Annotated in this window: 11 protein-coding genes and 1 pseudogene; all 12 read right to left on the bottom strand. The window is 40.6% G+C overall.

The window, feature by feature from the left end:
- Positions 1–2,530: Spy0128 family protein (locus tag KZX55_RS07310; protein ID WP_248026142.1), on the bottom strand; the 2,530-nt coding region annotated here is incomplete at its 3' end.
- 526 nt (positions 2,531–3,056) lie between these two features.
- The gene (gene bgaA / locus KZX55_RS07305) at positions 3,057–10,295 is read right to left on the bottom strand and encodes an Ig-like domain-containing protein (RefSeq protein WP_248026139.1); all 7,239 of its coding nucleotides are present in this window, start codon (positions 10,293–10,295) and stop codon (positions 3,057–3,059) included.
- Between the two features lie 403 nt (positions 10,296–10,698).
- Positions 10,699–11,256, bottom strand: a complete 558-nt coding sequence (locus KZX55_RS07300; protein ID WP_248026128.1) for an SMI1/KNR4 family protein — start codon at positions 11,254–11,256, stop codon at positions 10,699–10,701.
- Between the two features lie 14 nt (positions 11,257–11,270).
- On the bottom strand, positions 11,271–13,019 hold the full coding sequence (locus KZX55_RS07295) for a glycoside hydrolase family 13 protein (RefSeq protein ID WP_248026126.1): 1,749 nt from the start codon (positions 13,017–13,019) through the stop codon (positions 11,271–11,273).
- Positions 13,020–13,215: 196 nt separating this feature from the next.
- Positions 13,216–14,172, bottom strand: coding sequence for a hypothetical protein (locus tag KZX55_RS07290; RefSeq protein ID WP_248026123.1), 957 nt, complete (start codon positions 14,170–14,172; stop codon positions 13,216–13,218).
- A gap of 18 nt (positions 14,173–14,190) precedes the next feature.
- Positions 14,191–14,940, bottom strand: a complete 750-nt coding sequence (locus tag KZX55_RS07285) for a hypothetical protein (protein WP_084852370.1) — start codon at positions 14,938–14,940, stop codon at positions 14,191–14,193.
- Positions 14,937–15,523, bottom strand: a pseudogene (locus KZX55_RS07280) (SMI1/KNR4 family protein). Before KZX55_RS07280 ends, KZX55_RS07285 begins: the two are co-directional and overlap by 4 nt.
- Positions 15,524–15,567: 44 nt before the next feature.
- Complete coding sequence (locus KZX55_RS07275) at positions 15,568–16,632, bottom strand: ankyrin repeat domain-containing protein (protein ID WP_248026120.1); 1,065 nt, start codon at positions 16,630–16,632, stop codon at positions 15,568–15,570.
- Positions 16,633–16,634: 2 nt separating this feature from the next.
- Positions 16,635–17,072 carry a hypothetical protein gene (locus KZX55_RS07270; protein ID WP_000394429.1) on the bottom strand — a complete coding sequence of 146 codons (438 nt, stop codon included), beginning with the start codon at positions 17,070–17,072 and terminating at the stop codon, positions 16,635–16,637.
- An 18-nt stretch (positions 17,073–17,090) separates the two neighbouring features.
- Positions 17,091–17,660 (bottom strand): hypothetical protein, encoded by a 570-nt coding sequence (locus KZX55_RS07265; protein WP_057489426.1) that lies wholly within the window; start codon positions 17,658–17,660, stop codon positions 17,091–17,093.
- 202 nt (positions 17,661–17,862) lie between these two features.
- A complete protein-coding gene (locus KZX55_RS07260; RefSeq protein WP_248026117.1) occupies positions 17,863–18,618 on the bottom strand; it encodes an SDR family NAD(P)-dependent oxidoreductase in 756 nt (251 codons plus the stop codon).
- A gap of 20 nt (positions 18,619–18,638) precedes the next feature.
- Entirely contained in the window at positions 18,639–19,568 is a 930-nt protein-coding gene (gene rnz, locus KZX55_RS07255) for a ribonuclease Z (RefSeq protein WP_248026115.1), read from the bottom strand.
- Between the last annotated feature and the right edge of the window lie 5 nt (positions 19,569–19,573).

Below are 19,573 nucleotides of genomic sequence, written 5' to 3'. Positions count from 1 at the left end.
TGTCATTCTTCACGGTTTCTTTCACATTACCGTCTTGGTCTGTCAAAGTGAACTCAAATTCATCAGCTTTCAACTCACGTCCAGTCAACTTCTTAGTCACTTCAAGAGCTGCTTTTGCTTTTGAAGTAGAATATGTATTGGTAAAGATTACACTGCCATCGCTAGCGTCACTACTGTAGTCAACAACTGCAGTCAGATTCCCTTTGCCATCATCAGTTACAGTTACTTTGGCTGTCACTGTCTTAGAATCATAGATGATACCTTTTTCAGTTGTACCACCTTTCACTTCCTTGATAGTGTAAGTATAAGTGCCCGCTTTATCGAAAGGAATATCTTTGAAGACTACGCGACCAGCTGCATCGTTCTTAGCTCTTTGAACTTCTTGGCCATTTTTGTCTTTCAAGATAAATTCAAATTCTTCGTTTTGAAGAGGTGTTGGACGACCACCCACCAATTCTTTTTTGACTTCAATATCAGCCTTAGTTGGTGAAGTACCATAGGTGTTTGTGACAGTTAAATCAGCTGTTTGATTGGCTGTATAACCATCTACAGCAGTGACAAGATTGCCTTCATCATCAACTTCCATCACACTGTAAGTGTACTTCACGCCGTGCTCATCTGTCGCAGGAAGGTCTGTCCATTCTACAGTTCCAGCTGTTTTTGGAACTTCTTTTTGGGCAGCACCAGCTACTTCTTCAATCGCTCCACCTTCTGGCGTACGGTACAATTTGAAGTAAACTGTTGGACGAACTGTTTCCTTACCACCACTCCAGACTTTCTTAGCAGTCACGCTAATTTTTGCTGGTTTATATGTATTAGTAATTTTTGTCTTATCTTCGTTGTAAGATACGACATAATCACTTGTTTCACCTGCAACTGTTTCTGTTTCAGCCAAAGGAAGATTAGTCTGTTCTTCAAGTTCGCGAACAGAATAGACTAACTCTGTAGTTCCATCAACATCATACTTAGGTAGTTGATTTTTCCACTTGTAAGTATAAACACCATTGGACTCTGTCACTTCAGGTGTATAATTTCCTGAAACAGGTTTGGAGTCCGCAACAGTTTGTCCTTTTTTATGGACATACAAGCCGAGCTTAACTTTCTTATAATCTGTAGATTTCCCACCTAGCCAAGTCTTAGTAGCTTCAAAGTCAACTGTCTCACGTTTGTTGGAGATGTTGAGGGGAACACCCTTCCCAGCTTTCAACTCCACTTCAAACTCTTTGCTGATTGCCAGATAACCTGATTTAGGAGTTTTTTCTTTAACGATATACTTACCATCATTGAGAGCCTTTGAGACAGCTATCCCATCCGCATCTGTTGTAACGGTATCAACCAAATTATTAGTGGTTTTCTCACGGATTTCAAAGACAACGCCTGCCAACTTAACAGTTGCATCCGCTTCATCGTATTTTGTGATTTTGATCTTACCAGCAATATCAGCTGTGACTGATGCACCTACAGATTTAACCGTCTTTAAATTAAACGTTGCTTCTGTTCTGGTTCCAATACTACCTCCGTATTGTTCCCAAATAAGTTGTGGTTGGTTATCAATCAAGTACTGAGCTGAGTTACTTATCGTTGAAGTATCTGCTGGTGAGGACGTATCATACGTTAAGAAAAAGCTCTTTGTTCCCATATTGGTCGGCATGAGCAACTCAAATCCTCGTTTCCCGTTGACAAAGGTCAACAAAGCTTTTTTATCTGAGTCAGCCTTGTATACCTCCGAATCGGTTGTGATTTCGTATTTATCACCTAAATGTTTAAGAGCAGATGAATTCGTATTCGTCGTTTCGAATTCTGCTTCATACATATAGAAAGTACCTTCCACATAGTTAGCAAAAGCTCCCTTTGAAACGTCATCTGTAATCTTCACCACATGTCCAGTCATATCTTTCTTAGCGCGATTAATCTTCATCTGAAAATGTGCTATCGCCTTATTGTTATCGTTATAACCGTACTTTGTAATGGTTTCTCCTATCACGTCAGTCTGTTGATATTTATTTACTTTATACGTGATGGTCTGTTTTTTACCATCTGGCAAAACATAAGTAACCGTTTTCCCCTCTTTTTGGAGTGTTTCAGTTGCTTCTGCAACAAAGTCCCCACGGATATTTTGCTTGTCCTTCACCTTGTCATTGAAGGTAAATACCAGCCGATGGTTAGCATTATCCACTTGGACAGTCCCCATTTTGATATTTGACGTCGAATCAATCAAATCCAGACTACCATCCGTCAAACTCAAGTTATTTGGAGCCTTTACGATAAAGTAATCACCATCCTTGATTTCATTAGCTGCCACATTGGGAAATGAGAATTTACCTGAATATTTCAATTTCATCAAAGTATCATTTGAACCATGAATTCCTTCAGTCTCGCTTCCTGTGGATGCTATAGTAATCTTCAAGTTATCTATTTTGACTTTACTCGTGATATCAGTTGCCGCATGTGCTTCACCCACCGGGAAAAGCATCATCAAGAATAAAAGAGGGAACACTAGAAAACCGAGATATTTTTTTATCTTATCCATTATGACCAACCTTTCTATTTGTATATCGATAAAAAATTAAGTATTCAATTCTACGTACGCAACACCTCCACAATATAGTGACGTATCCATAATAACACCATGCTCTATTCTTGATAAAATTATATTCACTTACAGCACATAATATAATAGAACTTATCAGGTTTATTATATCATATATATTTTAATTAATTTATTTCATTACTAAAGAATTTATTTACGAAATGTCAACTTCAAAGAATTCATTCCTTTGATATTTCTACTCCCTTTCAATAAATAATGTCACTTTATTCATAAAACTAAATATAGCCAATTTATTAATCTATATGCTGTTATAAGATTTAATATAGTAGAAATATATTAAAGCAAAAGTTTAGAACATAACAAAAAGTGAACTAAACAGAATTCTGATTGCCCCAGAATAGTTTGGTTCACTTTTTATTTAATCTATTAGATTTTCAAAATTCATAATGAAGAGTTTTTAAAATATAAATCTATTTTGTCCCCATCTCTTCATATCGTAGAAATTCTAATCCTCTTTTTTGCCTTTAGTGGCTACTAGTCCTGCACTCAAACCAAGAAGAGCTAAGCCTGCCGCTAGGGCTGCTTGACTTTCTGCACTTCCTGTATTTGGCAACTGCTCTTCTTGAGCTTGACTAGCTGCATTTGAAGCAATTTCTTTTGTATCTGCCTTTTCTGATACTTGTGGTTTTGTAGATTCTTGAGGTACTGGTTTAGTTGTTTCACCAGCCGTACCCACTTCTACGATGCGATCCTGAGCCACGACTTTATCATAGCTTTCTTTTTCAGTTCGTTTGCCATTTTCAACTTCGATCAAGTGAACACGGATACCTTTTTGTCCTTCTTGGAGAACACGGGTTTGACCTGCTGGAAGCTTATCGTTCTTTTGTTCCTGAACCTTGAAGTCAATTGTTTCTTCTTCGATTACAAGTTCTGGTCTGTTAAGGACAAGGTTCTTCACTTCATCTTCTGGAAGGGAGGTTCCTGGTTTCGTTCCAACTTCTACGATGCGATCCTGAGCTATAACTTTATCATAGCTTTCTTTTTCAGTCCGCTTACCATTTTCAAGCTCGATCAAGTGAACACGGATACCCTTTTGACCTTCTTGGAGAACACGAGTTTCACCTAGATACAACTCATCAGACTTACGTTCCTGAACCTTGAAATCAATTGTTTCTTCTTCGATTACAAGTTCTGGTCTGTTAAGGACAAGGTTCTTCACTTCATCTTCTGGAAGGGAGGTTCCTAGTTTCGTTCCAACCAAGACGATGCGGTCTGTCGGAGCCTCTACCACTTCACGAAGTTTTTCTTCCTTACTTCCATCAGGATTAACCGCTGTAAAGATCCGTTCCTTACCAACTTTTCCTTCTTGTTCTACACGAGTTTCACCTAGATACAGTGTTGGATCCTTTTTCTCAACTGTCTTGTAGGCCAAATCTTTTTCAACAAATTCGAGTTTTGGAAGATCTTCTTGTACAGCAGCAACAGTCTTCTCAGAAAATGGCTTTTCTTTTGTAAACTGGATACGGTATTCCTTGACTTGTTTTCCACTTTCTGAAACAAGGCGAACAAACACTGGAAGGCTATCGTCTCCGCTATCTACAACTGTTGAAGCTACTTGATTACTTTCTTCGACTGAGACTTTTGGACGTTGACCTTTATAAGTGATTTGATATTCTTGACGATCTTCAGCGAAGTCAGGAAGTTCTTTTCCATCTACAAGAATCTTCGATTGCGTACTTTCTTGAGGCAATTCACTCGGTGCAAGGAAGGTCATCTCAATCATCGCAACACCGTTCTTGTCTGCTTTGCGCTCCATGCGCCATCTCATGGCTTTGGCTTTGACAGCTTTAAATGTTACGTTGATTTCATCACCAGCTGCAATGTCTTTATCCGCACGATAAGGAACAGCTTCCCAATTTTCTGGATTATTGAATGGATGGGCTGCATCATAGGCTTGGTAGTTCGAATAGTAGGTAGGCACTTCAAACTCTGGGCCAATATAGCGTTCCAAAACGAGTTTAGATGGGGCATCCGTACCACTATCTGCAAAGAAATGAAGTTTGGCTTGCGCAACAGTCCGTTCTACAATCTTACCATTTTCACGGAAGATCACACCTGCTGATACTTCTGGATTAGAAGATGGTGTTGGAGACCAGTTTGTCCAACGACGATTTTCTGAATGATCTCCATCATTGATATAGTCTACACGGTCATGTGAACTTGGATCAATATCATTAGTTGCGGAAGCAAAGGCCTGGTTACTGTTTTCATCATACTCTGGGTTATTTGATAGAGCTTCGCCTAGTTTGTCTGTCACTCGTACAGTGAACTCAGCAACAAGATCACTACCAAGGACACGACCTCGAACAGTAAATTGACCTGCTTTTGTCAGATTTTCTGCTGGAACTTCTTCCCATTCCACTGCCAAATCTTTTGTTTCGTAACCGTCTTTACCTGTGAAGTAAACAGGAACCTTAGTTGGCAATTCAAGCGGTTGCCCTACTTGTAGCAAGCGAGCTTGTTTGACCGCGGCAACTGGTTTACGAGAAAGCAAGTCTTTATTGCTTGTAAAGTGTAGACGGTATTCTCCTAGGATATCACCATTTTCAGCTTTCGCGATAACACGAACTGGCTCACCTTCACGAACACTTGGAACGACGGTAGCGAGACCATTGTTGCTAACACTTGCTGTTACTGCAGGAACTTTTCCATCTACAGACTCAAGGTAGTAGTCTGTCAAATCAGGGTTAAAGTTTGCTAAGTCTTTACCGTCAACTTGGATTCTCGTTTGTCCTTGTTTGGCTGCTGCGACTTGTTTTGCAAAGATTTGTACTTCTGTGATAGAAGTTCCTTTCTTGCTATCAAGTCGAACCATACGAATACGGACAGCATAGGTTTCAACTTTATCAAAGCTAAAGTGATTCATTTCTCCAGCTTTTAATTGAGCTGGTGCTTTGAGATTGGTAACTGGTTTCCAGTTGGCTGGATTGTTAAATACATGGTTTTCCTCACCTACAAAGCTAGGGTTTTTAGGAGCTGTTGGAACGGTCTTACCGACATAATACTCAATCACATAAGACTTCGGTACACCAACTCCATGGTCTTCGTGGAATCCGACACTTAAATTATCAACCGAACGTTTGCTCAAGATACCTGAATCTCCGAATAGGACACCAACTGAAGCTTCTGGATTAGTACGATTCCAGTTTGTCCAACGGTTGGCTGGTCGGTCATTAAAGGAAATCAATTTATCGTTGACATTTGAAACAGGATCGCTTGGATTTGAGTCTGAAGCAAAGGCAAGTGGCAATTCTGAACCGGTCCATTGGTCAGAAATATTTGCTCCTTGCTCAGTTTGAGCAGACACACGAACATGAAGTTTGGTAGTTAATTGCGTACCTTCTAGGCGACCATTAACTGTAAAGACACCTTCCTTGGAGTATTGGTCTGATTGAATCGCATCCCATGCAACCTTAGCTGTTGAAACGTGACCATTTGAATCGTAGGTACGAACACTTTCCGGTAATTGTGGTGCTTCAGCGATTGGTGTTGTCACGCTGACTTCTTCAACCGAAACAATACCTTCTACAGAGACTTTAGCACGCGCTTCAAGGTCAATTCCTTCAACTTTACCTAGCACTTCAAAGGTTTGATAGGAGTCTAGTTTTTCTTTCGGAATAGCTTGCCAAGTGACTTTATGAGTTTTAGGGAAACCTTTGTCATACTCAACAGTTACTGTTGTTGGAAGAGTAGGTTCTTGATGCAAGTCTGTCACTACATTTACTGGACGGATAGATTGCGCAACCTTCGTCTCAGTATTGGCTTGGATAGTGAGTTCAACTTGACCTGTAGCTCCCTCATATTCCGCTTTCAGAGTGACTACTCCTGGCTTATGTAACTCAAGCATTCCTTTACGAACCGCGACTTCCCCTTCACCACTTGTAGAGAAGGTTACTTTATCAGCTGGTAAAACTGCTTGTGTTCCATCTTGATAGTGAGCGAGTACAGACAATTTCACTGTTTGATCTTCTTTAAGACCGTCAGCTTTCTCTACTTGTAAGCTCAAGTGGTCAATCTTTGGTGCTTCTTCAAGGAATTGAATTGCATAGGTTTGAAGAGGGCCACCATCTTTTGGTTGAACATAGATGCTTGCACGCATGCCGTTTGCTGCACTTGCTTGGACTACGGTAACATCCGCATTTTCAGCACTTGCTACAACTTCTGGTAAGGATGCACCATAAGCAAGAGTGCGGTATTGCATTGGTTTTTGACTAGTAAGACCTGTGACAGCTTCACCACCAACCGTTACAGTTGGTACTGCAGGTGCCGCAGCCTCGCCTTCTTCTACCACAAGGGTAGCGTGAATAGTCTCACCACCCAGTTGGCCAGTCATTTGAATACGTGATCCTGCAACTGACAGTTTAGCTTTATCTGCTTCCGCAATCTCCCACTTATCCACTTCGTATTCTTGTACGCTTCCATCCGTAACAGCAATAGAAACGTATTTGTCAACAGCGCTCAAGTCTGTTCCTGGAGCAACACGCTTAACAGTTGGAAGCTCATTTGCGATTGCTAGAATTTCGACACGGGCCTCAACTTCGCGTCCGTCTGCCATACCTTTAACAGTCACAACTCCTGCTTGGCTCACATCAACTGAAGACCAAGTTACTGGACGTTTTTCACGACTGCCATCACTGTAGATAAAACCGACTGTCTTCGGCATTTTCGGTTCTTTCTCAATAACAGTACGTACTTTTGGTACCTCTGTTCCGAGAACTGTCTTTTCTTGGTCTTCTTTTTTACCAGTAAAGACAGTTACTTGACCAGATTTCAAGAGATCTGAATGGGCTGTTAGCGTGAATTTACCTGCTTGTTCAGTTGATTTGACAATGGCAACCCCTTTACCGTTAAAGGCTCTACGGATCCAAGAACCATCTGGTTGTGCCTTGTAGCGTTCACGGCTGGCTTGTTCCCCATTATCAACACCGACCAGTTGACCTTGTCCATGCAATTGGAAACGAACCAAGTTATTGGCAGTTGGTACCACATTTCCTTCACTGTCAACGATTTCATAGTAGATGTAGGTCAAGTCTTTTCCATCTGCTGCGATTGCGTGTTCTTCTTTGACGAGGCGAACACCTGCTGGTTGGCCTGCAGTAGTGATCTTATCACGTGCAATTTCTTTTCCAGCTTCATCGCGAGCTACAGCTTCCAAGGTACCTGGTTGGTACGCAACCTTCCACTCAAGATAGAGTTCCTTAGCATTGGCGCCTTCTTGGTAGGTACGACCATCGCTGGTTTGTTTTTTGTTGAAGGTCTTAACTCCAAGAGATTGACCGTTCAAGAACAATTCAACGCTAGCAGCGTTAGAGTAAGCACGAACTGGAATCTTACCTTCTGCATCAGCTACATTCGCTTTTAGAGTAGGGTCTTCCCAGTTCCAGTGAGGAAGAAGGTGTACCATCGGTTTCTTCTTGGCAGAAACCCATTGGCTTTGGTAGAGATAAAAGTCATTTTTTGGAATACCGGCTGTATCTACAATACCAAAGTAAGAGCTCTTAACAGGAGTTTGGTTTTGGTTGTGCCATGGTGTAGGCTCACCGATATAGTCCGTACCTGTCCAGATAAATTGTCCTGCGTAGCCAGCATTGTCTCGGTCAAAAGTCCATGAATCTGTTGCAGTTTTACCCCAACCAACTCGGTCATTACCATAATCGGACTGTTCGTAATGACGTTCAGGTCCGTTACTATGTTTCAATTCCTGTTCAGGACGATAGTAACTTCCACGTGTACGGGTTGCTGAAGATGTTTCTGAACCGTAAATCAACCAGTTTGGATGTTTCGCACGAAGTTTCTTGTAGTTGTCTTCTGAGTAGTTGAAACCAACCGCATCCAGTTCATTAGCAATTTTCTCATGATCACCACTACCATCACCAAAGCGGAACTTATCTGCTCCCATGGTAACATAACGAGTCTTATCAACATCTTTAATCACTTTTACTAAGCGTTTAACCGTTGCAAGTGAGTGAGCATTGCCGTTGGCTTCACCGATTTCGTTTCCGATAGACCACATAAAGACAGCCGGGTTATTTTTATCTCTTTCGACCATGGTACGAAGATCGTAGTCAGACCATTTTTCACCTTTTCTAGCTTCTGGGTGAGTGGCATCTTTTTCAAAGAAACGTCCGTAGTCATAAGGTTTCTTGCCACCATACCACGTATCAAAGGCCTCTTCCTGAACCAGCAAACCAAGTTCTGCTGCGATTTGCAAGGTCTGTGGACTTGCAGGGTTATGAGTTGTACGGATGGCGTTAACGCCCATCTCCTTCATTTGTTTGAGACGACGGTATTCTGCTTTATAATTTTCTTCTGCTCCAAGTGCTCCGTGGTCATGGTGCAAGGAAACACCATGGAATTTAATGCGCTCACCATTCAAAGAGAAACCTTCATTTGGAGTCCAGTGATAGTAACGGTAACCAAACAAATCTTTCTTAGCATCAACTAATTGACCGTCACGGTAAACACGCGTAATCAATTCGTACAAGGCAGGTTTATCGTTTAAAACTGTCCAGAGTTTTGGTTGTTCAACTTCTAAAATCGCATCTAGGCTTGTTGATTCATGTGCTTTTAAGGTACGACTCGCTGTACGAACCAAACCTGTCACAGCCTGACCACCACGTTCAACGATTTGATACTCTGCCACCAATTCATGGTCTTTATCATCTGTATTAACGATTTTGCTGGCTACATGAGTTTCAACCTTGCCATGTTGCTGTTGTTCAAGTTTTGGTGTTAAGATAGTTGTCCCATTTTTCTCAACATGAACCTTATCTGTCACTTGCAAGGTCACATCACGGTAAATACCGCTACCAGAGTACCAACGGCTACTTGGTTGTTTGTTAACCGCATGGACAGCAATCACATTCTCACGACCATCTTTGTGAAGGTATTTGGTGATATCGTATGAGAACTGGTTATAACCATTTGGATAATGCCCCACTAACTGGCCATTGACATAGACTTGAGAGTCCATATAGACACCATCAAAAGTGACACGAACATTTTTCTTGAGATCTTTTTCATCAAGTTTAAAGGTCTTGCGATACCAAGCTTCACCACCATTGAGCTGTCCACCCTCGTTTTGGGCAGGTGACTGATGGTCAAAATCGTTAAAGATACTCCAGTCGTGTGGGAGATCCAATTTTTGCCATGTTGATACGTCTGCATCTGATTTCACAGCTTCTTTAGGATTCGCATTGAGTTTAAAGTGCCAATTTTGATTAAAATTCACTTTTCTATCTTCAATCATTTGATTCACTTCTTCATTTGTCGCAGCTTTCAACTCTTCCTTGACAGGCTTTTCTTGACTTGAAGCTTGAGATTCTACCTTTGGAGCTGTTTCTTCAGGTTTTAGAGATGTTTTCTCCTCTTTTGGAGCTACAGGTTCCTCTTCTTTCACCTCTGGTTTGCTTGCTTCAATTGGAGCAGCTTGACTTTGGTCGACACTTGCAGCATCCTTGTGCTCTGCTACAGCTTGATCTTCTTTTACCTCCACTGCCGGACTTTCCTCTTTTGCTTGTTCCACAGTGTGGGTAATAGGAGTTTCATCCGCGAAAACTGGTGATTCTCCAATGACACTTCCTCCAAATAGAACCGCACAGGTTCCAATCATGACAGAGCAAGCTCCTACGGCAAACTTACGAATGCTGTAGACTCTTTTACGATTCCAATGGCCTTTTTCCATAAAATCCTCCTTTAGTAACCGCTTCCATTTTCTTGTAAACGTATTACTTTTTCATAGCCTTTTACCCTTATTCTATAAAATAATATAGGAAATTTCAATACCCTAAACACAAAAAATCATATTTTTGATTGTTTTTTCTATAATTTGTAGAAAAGTTTAAAAATCTGAATGTAGATTTAGTGAATGGTTTTACTAAAAAAGGCGGTGGGACAGAAATCGATAGACAAAGTCTCGATTTCGTAGTCCCAGCCTCGCGAGGATGATTAGGAGCTTTTTGGAGTCTAAAAGACGAACAAAAAGTTCAATCAGCTACCGCGTCAAAGTTTGATTGCTAAAAAAGTGAGGTCGGGATCTTTTGTCCCAACCTCTTTTACGGACTATCAAACTGATATTTCCTTATAGATTATTGACTAGATTTTCCCTTTTCCAAAAGATTGACCATCGCATTTTTACGCTCTTCTAGCTCGGCAATTTGCTGGAGTAAAAGTCCTGAAAAATCACAATTAAGCTCTTCAGTTTCGCCACTATTATACCAATCCAAAGCTACTATGTGATTGTCCTTATCAAAGCAGAAAATTACATCTCCATCACCGATGATAGACAGAAATGGAATATAATCCTCAAAGCCCAGAGCGTGTAATTCCTTGGTTTTAATTCGAATATCTAAGAAATCTGGGATGCCATTTGCAATTCCAAAAACCTTAATACCTCGACAGAAAGTCCAAAAAGGGGCTACATCGTAAGCCTTGGCTCTTGGCCATAGCTCTTCCCTGACTTCCATAAAGAGACCTCCCAGAGATGACATGGTGAATTCCCTGAAATCTTCTGGCAGACGAATGCCGTATTGATTTTCAAAATCCTGAACATCTTCTTCCGATGGTTCATTACCCATGCAGGCAACAACCTGATAAGTTTCCTTATCATAGTGACGAAAATACTCATAAACTTCCTTGAGTGCCATTATTTTAATCCTTTTTACTCAGAAATAGTAACTACAAATCCATCTGGTAAGATGATTTGTTGTCCCTCCTTAACCTGACAATGACTCGCTAAATCAACTGAATCTCTGTCCAAGACAAAATTTTCCTTAGACTGATTAAAGGTAGCCTGAACTTCTTTTCCTTCGTAGGTCCATTCCAAGACAATAACATCTGGTTTCACTTCTTGCAAGCTATAGGAACCATGCTGAATAATGCTTGCAACTTCTTTACGGACTTGGATTAATTTCTTCATGAAATTTAGCATATCATTGTCCTCAGACACACGGTCCCAAGGCATGACACGACGGCAATCAGGGTCTGGTCCACCAATTAGTGCTAGCTCTGTTCCGTAATAGATACAAGGAGTCCCTTTTTGAAGGTAGAGGAAGGTTAAAGCAGCCTTGACATGTTGGAGATTTCCTTTGGCAGTTGTAAGAATACGCTCTGTATCGTGAGAATCCAGGAGATTTAACATAACCTCTGAGATTTGTTGCTTGTAGTACATTGACTGGCTATTGATTTCTGAAATGAACTGCTCTGTCTTTTTATGCTGACGCAAGAAATAATCCTTGATACTTTCAGAGAGCGGGTAGTTCATGACTGCATGGAACTCATCTCCTTTTAGCCAAGGCTGAGACGTATGCCAGATTTCACCTAAAATATACAAATCAGACTTTTTAGCGAGAACTACCTTTCTAAAATCTTTCCAGAACTGATGGTCAATTTCATTGGCAACGTCCAAGCGCCAAGCATCGATATCAAAATTCTCAATCCAGTAAGTTGCAACACTGAGAAGATAGTCTTTGACTTCAGGATTTGCTGTATTTAACTTAGGCATATAGCTAGCAAAGGCAAAGGTATGATAAGGGAGTTCTCTTGGATTCTGAAGTTTATCCTCTGTAATTGGAAACTCTTGAATATGGAACCAATCTTTATAAGGGGAATTTTCTCCATTTTTTAGAACATCCTGCCATTGGGCAGACTGATAGCCGATATGATTGAAAACAGCATCTAGCATAATCTTAATGCCACGTTTATGAGCTTCCTCGACTAAATTAGCAAAGACTTCTTTGTCTCCAAAGTGACGGTCAATTTCGAAATAATCCGTCGTATCGTACTTGTGATTGGTCGTTGCTTCAAAAATCGGACATAGATAAAGTCCAGTGATTCCCAAATCTTTTAGATAGTCTAGATGGTCGATAATCCCTTGTAAATCTCCACCAAAAAAGTCATCCCTATTAGGTGCAATGGCAGCATCCCACTCTCGAGCTCCATCTGGAGTCAAATTAGGATTTCCATTAGCAAATCGTTCTGGGAAAATCTGGTACCAAACGGTATTTGAAACCCAGCTAGGAACCTGACATCCGTCGATTTCATGAATATAGGGAAGCTTAAAGCCATTTCCTTCCGCATCCAAGTTTTCTTGAGTATGTTCCACACAACCCTTATCACCGTAGAAAATACCCTGACCTTCCTCATCAAGGAGTTCAAAGAGATACTGAATCCGTGCAAAATCAACCGATACTGTAACCTGCCAATAATCAAATAAAGCATCCGAGGTTGCTTTAGTCATTTCTTTCTTGGCTTCATACTTATCCTCAATGAAGATAAAGGGATCTCCATAATGTAAAATGACCTGCTGGACATCATTTTTCTTGGTTCTGATTCGGATATGTAGCTGACCTTCTTTGTAAAGATAAGCATACTCTGATTCTTGTCTATGATAAATGGCTGTTAATTCCATATTTTGTCTCCTAAATAATCATCATCAACAAAAACGCAAACGTTTTCATAATTGCTATTTCTAGTATACTATTTTAAGATTCGATTTGCAATACTTGGTCAAATTTGACAAGAAAACAGCTCAAAACAAATACTGTAGACTAATCAAGAAATATCAGCACCTATCTATCAAAAGCTCCCAAACTCAGCCTCACAGCCTAGTCAATCCGACAAAGGGCAAGTTCTTTTAATCCTCTGTCGTACAGGAAGGTTAAACAAAAGTTGTCTGTTATATTTTGAAGCTTGTGTTTACTCATTCCTCTAGGCAAGGATATATCGCACAATTCTCTCGTTGCCAGAGAAAATAGCTTTTGCTTGCCCTTCCAATCATCATTCTTAAATAGGGGGCTCAGGATAATATAAGGCGAATCCGTAAAAATTCCATTGACACCAGCTTTTTTACCTAAAGCCTTTAAATGTTCAGATTCTAATAACTTTTCGATAATACGACCATCACTAGAGATTTTAACAAGAGCATAATAGTCCATGCCCCATTTATTGACAGAGGTTTGACTTTCTCCAGAGCTAAAGGCATAGAGCTCTTGCTTCCAAGATTTCATACTATCGATTTTAGGACAAAAACTTGAGTTCGTGTCGTGGTGATTTAACTCTTTTTTATCAATATGCGAATAAGTGGTCCACTTCGCCTGCTTTTTCTCTCGATCAAATTCTAAAAGGGCAAAGTTTCTTGCCTGATTTGTATAAACTTGATTTTCAAAACACACGGGTATCTGGTCGCTATCTGATACGATTTGAAAATATCTCTCTTGTGCCTTTTTAGGAAGTATACTTTGCGGATCCTTTATGGCAATGATTTCTGGATTAGAAAAATCACCAGTATAATAGACTATTTCCTTGCCAGCCTTGATGATGCCAATATTTTGTCCATCTGTAAAGAGTAGAGGCTCTTCCTTCCAAACATGGTCACAATACCAAGCATCTATCTCCTTCACACCCAAAGGTGATACTTCAAGCAGACAGTAGAGATTGAAAGCTTCCTTCTCACTGGTCAAGACAAAGGCTCTACCATCATGTAACATGACAGAATTGAAAACACTATTGTAGTCCTTGTCTAGTTCCCATTTATTCAATAGACTTAACTTTAACTTCCCCATTTTCTCTCTCCTAATCCATCACCACTCGTTGATGGCAAATAGAATGGCTGATCTAATATTTCTTAGCAATTGATCTGAAAGTTCATCGTATACTTGACCCAGTCCCTTATCTTGTGCCAGCCATCCAGGTTCATCATTCCAGGAGCCCATTCCTCCAAAAACATCCGCTGAGCTTGCAGCTCTAAATATACTTAGATGTTGCAGTGGAATTTGAGGTTCTGCCAGTCCTTTACCAGATTCTGGGTCTAGCAAAAAGTTTCTAGCAGATTGAAAGACTTTGGCAAAGTTGTCACATTCAATTTTAATTGCTAGATTTTCTATACGAGTCAATATGTCCTTAAATTCTTCGATATTATTTTCATAGTGGGGAATGTCTTGAGAAGACCTTTCCCATTCATACTCGGTGTAGGTAACATCCCAGCCTCTGCCTGGGGAAGCAGATTTCCAATTTGGTAGGAAATAACTTGCCTTCCCATCTTTATCAAAACAGAGAATTGAACTCTGTGTTGTATTGGAGAAGCCTAAAATACCTCTGTCTTCAACTGAAATAGGACAAAATAATTGTAAGTCCTTCAAACCTTTTTCCTTAAGATTTTCAAACCAATCAGATACAGAAAGTTCTGTAGCTTCCCCATTTTTTGACGGCAAAATTTGAAAGCAAATCTTATTGATATATTGGTCAGGATGATACAAGATTGCCTGATCAGTTTTTAAAGCCTTCCTAGCTGCTGCCACGATACAGGCTATTTGGTACATTTGTCCATTCATATGATCTCATCCATTATCCCTTCAATCAGATTTGTAAGGCTTTCAGCCGCATAGATCACCTGGTCAGGATCATGGATGTAGCAAATAACCTGACCTTCCTGAGCCTCCTGGTCTGGATCAAAATCCAGCATAAGATAACAAGAGTCACAATACTGAGCAAAAGGAAGCCATTTTTTATTAAAAAGATAGGGCTTAATTCTACTATCATGCATGTTTTCTAGGTCTTGACTAGAAAAATAGTCGGGAAATTCGGTTAACAGAGAATCTCTATTTTGAAAGTACTTTTTACAAGTCTCAATTTCCTGTAGACTCATGAGAGAAAAAGTAAAATCTCTCTGGTCAATTACACAAGGTAAAATAGAGAGGTATTTACTCCCATTTTTATAGCTATAAAGCTCTTTGAAGTCACTAGGTAGACGAATGCCAAATATTTCCTCAAAGGCTTGAAGCTCTTCCTCAGAAGCACCAGAAATGCCCTGATAATCTTCCAGATATCCTTCCTCTACAGGATCATCCAAATCCCAGTCTTCAAAACACTCACAAATATAAGTTTCTATTTTTTAACTTGGTCAATTAGTTGCATCATTTCACCATGATTTCTTTATTTTATCTGTCTTCCAATGCTTTTTACCGCTTATAACTTGTTTTTTCTAGTAGAAGGGGCTCAGGATTTTGCTTAATCCAAGCAATAGCTAGCTGACACAGGCGGTCTAGGCGAGGCTCGTCATCAAAATCTTTCCCATGAACTTGAGCAATAAGCTCTTTAGTCTCTTCTAATTCTTGATCTGAAAGGGGGATTCCTAGAGACAAGTATTGAGGGAGAGCTTGAAGCATTTTTCTATAGTCCCTGTCCCAGTTGACCCCACCATTGCGATCCAGTTCATCTCGAACTCGACCTGGTATACGAATAACTTCTCCCTGAACAGTTTTGGCTGCTCCACTTGAAGGAATCAAGAAAGACCATAGTTCCTCATATTGCTCCTCCCAACTACCTTCTTTTACGAGAATCGGAGAAACTCCATCGTGGGTTATTCGTTTGGCTACCGGCTTGACATCAAACAAAGCATAAAGTTTTTCTAGACCCTGATCTGCTGCTTCTAGATAGTCGGGATTGATCCCCTCTCTATGAAATTCAAAATCTTTACCGATATTTTCGACCTTTTCTTTCATAGCAGATGTTTTCTTAGCACCTGCATCCAACAGCATAGAGGCAATTTCAGCTGTTTGGGCAATATAAATTCCCCGACAGACAGTGAGAACGGAGTCTAGTGGAGTCTGTCCCCTATCATTTTTAGGGTTAACATCTGCTCCCTTTTCTATGAGAAGTGCAACGGTCTTAGGATGAAAAAACTCAGCTGCCATATGCAGAGGTGTATTTCCATAAGTATTGCTTTTTTCAATATCTGCCCCCAATTCGAGCAAGAGTTTTACAGTCTCTCTTCCCATGGTTGCCTGACGGTACAAAGGAGTCGCTCCATAATAATCAGGGATATTGATATCCAAGCCCTGTTCGACAAGCCAGATAACCAATTCATCCGGGACTCCTCCCATATGCAGAGGTGTACATAAGCTAAATCTTCCATCATGAGCGGTTAATTCACAACGGTCATAGACCGCTTTAAGGGCTTCAATATTTCCTTCATCCATTAAATCCTTAAACTCTTTTGGTAATGTAACTCTTTTCTTTGCCATTTTTAGTTTCTTTCTTCTGATTCAGCATCTAGGGCAAGCCAATGAAGTTTGTCAACCGTTTTCAAAGTCAGTACTTGTCCATCATAATCATTTTTCAACTCAAGACCGTTTTGCTCAATAGATATATGATTGTACCAGTGGTCTAGGCTGGCGTATTCCCCCGTATGAATGTTGATGAGCATACTCGTTATGGGATTCCAAGTCCCTTTCTTAACTGTTTCTGCTAAGAGGTAGTAAGCATCTAAAAATATGAGATTTCTCCCATAGATCCAAAAGGGTAGATCAAGCCCCAACAAAGGCAACTTGGCAGAAAAAATCTCATCACCGTGTGGTGGAACGGTTTCATAATGAAATTCTATCTCACTACCATAATAGGCAATCAGGGCTCCCTGACATCCGATATTTTGAGGAATCCCTTCCTCAGCTACAATAAATTCCATGACCTGCTCCTTCTATTTTCAATCATAAAACCCGACCAGACTCTGCCAAAATATCAAACTGGACGCATGACCTATTCTAGTCATCAAGTGGATGAAGTCACTTTCACAACCCTTCCAAACTGCAGATTGGGCCGTTCCCATGGCTCTAACAAATGCTAGAAAATCTGGTGTCAGCCATATTTTTTCATCATAGTTCATCTCTGCATCAAGAGCATAGACCGCCCCAGATTGACAATCCAGCAAAATAGTGTAGGGATCTCCATTTGCAATGATGATCAAGCCTCTTTCTTGTAGAGTCGAGTAATCGTGGTATTCCAAATTGCGATTGATCAGCCAAGTAAGACTAGTGTCGTCCCCATATCCAAACTGGTAACTTAAAAAACCGACCTGCCCCCAGTTATAGGCCAAAATATACTTCCTAAAAATCGGATCCAAATCTTGTATTTGCAGTTGTTTTTTCAAACGATCCAGTTCAGACACAGGCACTTCAGTATGGCTCAGGACAATTCCTTCTCTTATCTCAGGGTCAAGCCCTTGCATTGCTTCCTCAATAATGGAAATAATTTGGTCAATTGTCAATAATTCCATTGTCAACCTCCGGCTATACATAGGGCATTATCTAGGGTAAGCTAGCTGGTTTGGGACTTCACTTATCTAATGAACTTTCTTATCTCAATTATACTCCAAAACTATCAAATAGAGATAAACTACTAGTATTTTCAGGGATTATTTTTGATCAACAACTCCTCCTTATTAAAGAAAAAAGCCATTCCTCAAAGGAACAGCTTTCTCACTTATAATTAAAGGTTTCTCCAGCCAACTTATCTGCTAGCTTAGGAAAGAGAGTATAAAACTTATGGGCTAGGTTGAGCAAGATTGGGAGATTGAGCTCGCGTTTGTTTTTACCTATGGTCTTAACAATCTTTTGCGCGACAGCATCTGGTTCCAATAGAAAACGGTCAACCGACTTGAGGTAGGTCCCATCTGGGTCTGCTTGGTCAAAAAATCCTGTGCGGATTGGGCCTGGATTGACCGTCGTTACATAGACACCGTAAGGCATGAGTTCGAGGCGCAGAGCATTTGAAAATCCAATAGCCGCAAACTTGGTTGCTGAGTAAAGGCTAGACTTGCTAGTCGCTATCAAACCTGCCATACTGACGATATTGATGATATGGCCTTTTCGGCTTTCTTTCATACGAGAAGCAATCAAACGTGATAGGTTCATCAGGGCAAAGGTATTGACCTCAAACATCTGGTGAATGTTTTGATTAGAAATCTGGTCGAAATCTTCAAAAATTCCATATCCAGCATTGTTAATCAAGACATCAATCTTGCCATAACGGAGATAGAGGTCAGCTACCAGAGCTTCTAGGGCTGAGTCATCAGTAATATCGATTTCAATCAATTCCACATTAGAATGATTTCCATATAGTTGGGCTAGTTTTTCCTTGTTTCTACCTAGCAAGATCAATTGGTCATTTGGCAAGAGTTTGACCATTTCTTGGGCTAAGCCACCGCTAGCTCCGGTAATGAGAATAGTACGCATACTTATCCTTTCTCAATCTTCTAGATTTCCACTTCTTCCAAGTCTTTAACCACATGGACATTCTCAAAAATACTAGCTGCATCTTTCTTAAGCTGGCTGATATCTTTTGAAAGGAAACGAGCACTGATATGATTGAGCAAGAGGCGCTTAGCACTGGCTTCTGCTGCTACTTGTGCTGCCTGCATATTGGTTGAGTGACCGTGATTGCGAGCAATTTTTTCATCTCCCTTGCCATAAGTGGACTCATGGACCAGGACATCGGCATTAACAGCCAGACGCACACTAGCATTGGTTTTTCGGGTGTCTCCTAGAATAGTGATAATCTTACCAGGACGGGGAGCTGAGATATAGTCTGCCGCCTTGATTTCAGTCCCATCATCCAAAACAACATCCTGGCCGTTTTTGATTTTTCCAAAAAGCGGACCAAATGGGACACCAGCAGCCTTGAGCTTCTCAGCATCCAAGGTTCCTTCCAAGTCCTTTTGCATGACACGATAGCCAACACAGAAAATAGTGTGATCCAATTCTTCCGCATAGACTGTAAATTTATCCGTTTCAAGGATTTTCCCAAGGGAATCTTGGTCAAACTCATGAAAATGAATGCGGTAAGGCAGACGAGAACCTGACACACGAAGACTTGTTAAGACAAAGGACTTGATCCCTTGAGGTCCGTAGATGTCCAAATCTGTCTGCTCTTCATTAGCCTGAAAGGCACGACTAGAAAGGAATCCTGGCAAGCCAAAGATATGATCTCCATGCAGGTGGGTGATAAAGATTTTGCTGACCTTCCGTGGTCGAATCGTGGTTTCCAGAATGCGATTTTGCGTTCCTTCTCCACAGTCAAAGAGCCAGACTTCGTTAATCTCGTCCAAGAGTTTCAATGCGAGACTTGAAACGTTGCGGGCTTTAGAGGGCTGACCAGCCCCCGTTCCTAAAAATTGAATATCCATTTGAT

The organism is Streptococcus halitosis, from assembly GCF_023147855.1.
Classification (GTDB): domain Bacteria; phylum Bacillota; class Bacilli; order Lactobacillales; family Streptococcaceae; genus Streptococcus; species Streptococcus halitosis_B.
This window is presented reverse-complemented; position numbering and strand designations above follow the sequence as displayed.

What these genes read in the sequence shown, in the direction of transcription:
- bgaA (WP_248026139.1), bottom strand. Translation starts at nt 10,295, where the DNA reads ATGGAAAAAGGCCATTGGAATCGTAAAAGAGTCTACAGCATTCGTAAG.
- KZX55_RS07300 (WP_248026128.1), bottom strand. Translation starts at nt 11,256, where the DNA reads ATGGCACTCAAGGAAGTTTATGAGTATTTTCGTCACTATGATAAGGAA.
- KZX55_RS07295 (WP_248026126.1), bottom strand. Translation starts at nt 13,019, where the DNA reads ATGGAATTAACAGCCATTTATCATAGACAAGAATCAGAGTATGCTTAT.
- KZX55_RS07290 (WP_248026123.1), bottom strand. Translation starts at nt 14,172, where the DNA reads ATGGGGAAGTTAAAGTTAAGTCTATTGAATAAATGGGAACTAGACAAG.
- KZX55_RS07285 (WP_084852370.1), bottom strand. Translation starts at nt 14,940, where the DNA reads ATGAATGGACAAATGTACCAAATAGCCTGTATCGTGGCAGCAGCTAGG.
- KZX55_RS07275 (WP_248026120.1), bottom strand. Translation starts at nt 16,632, where the DNA reads ATGGCAAAGAAAAGAGTTACATTACCAAAAGAGTTTAAGGATTTAATG.
- KZX55_RS07270 (WP_000394429.1), bottom strand. Translation starts at nt 17,072, where the DNA reads ATGGAATTTATTGTAGCTGAGGAAGGGATTCCTCAAAATATCGGATGT.
- KZX55_RS07265 (WP_057489426.1), bottom strand. Translation starts at nt 17,660, where the DNA reads ATGGAATTATTGACAATTGACCAAATTATTTCCATTATTGAGGAAGCA.
- KZX55_RS07260 (WP_248026117.1), bottom strand. Translation starts at nt 18,618, where the DNA reads ATGCGTACTATTCTCATTACCGGAGCTAGCGGTGGCTTAGCCCAAGAA.
- rnz (WP_248026115.1), bottom strand. Translation starts at nt 19,568, where the DNA reads ATGGATATTCAATTTTTAGGAACGGGGGCTGGTCAGCCCTCTAAAGCC.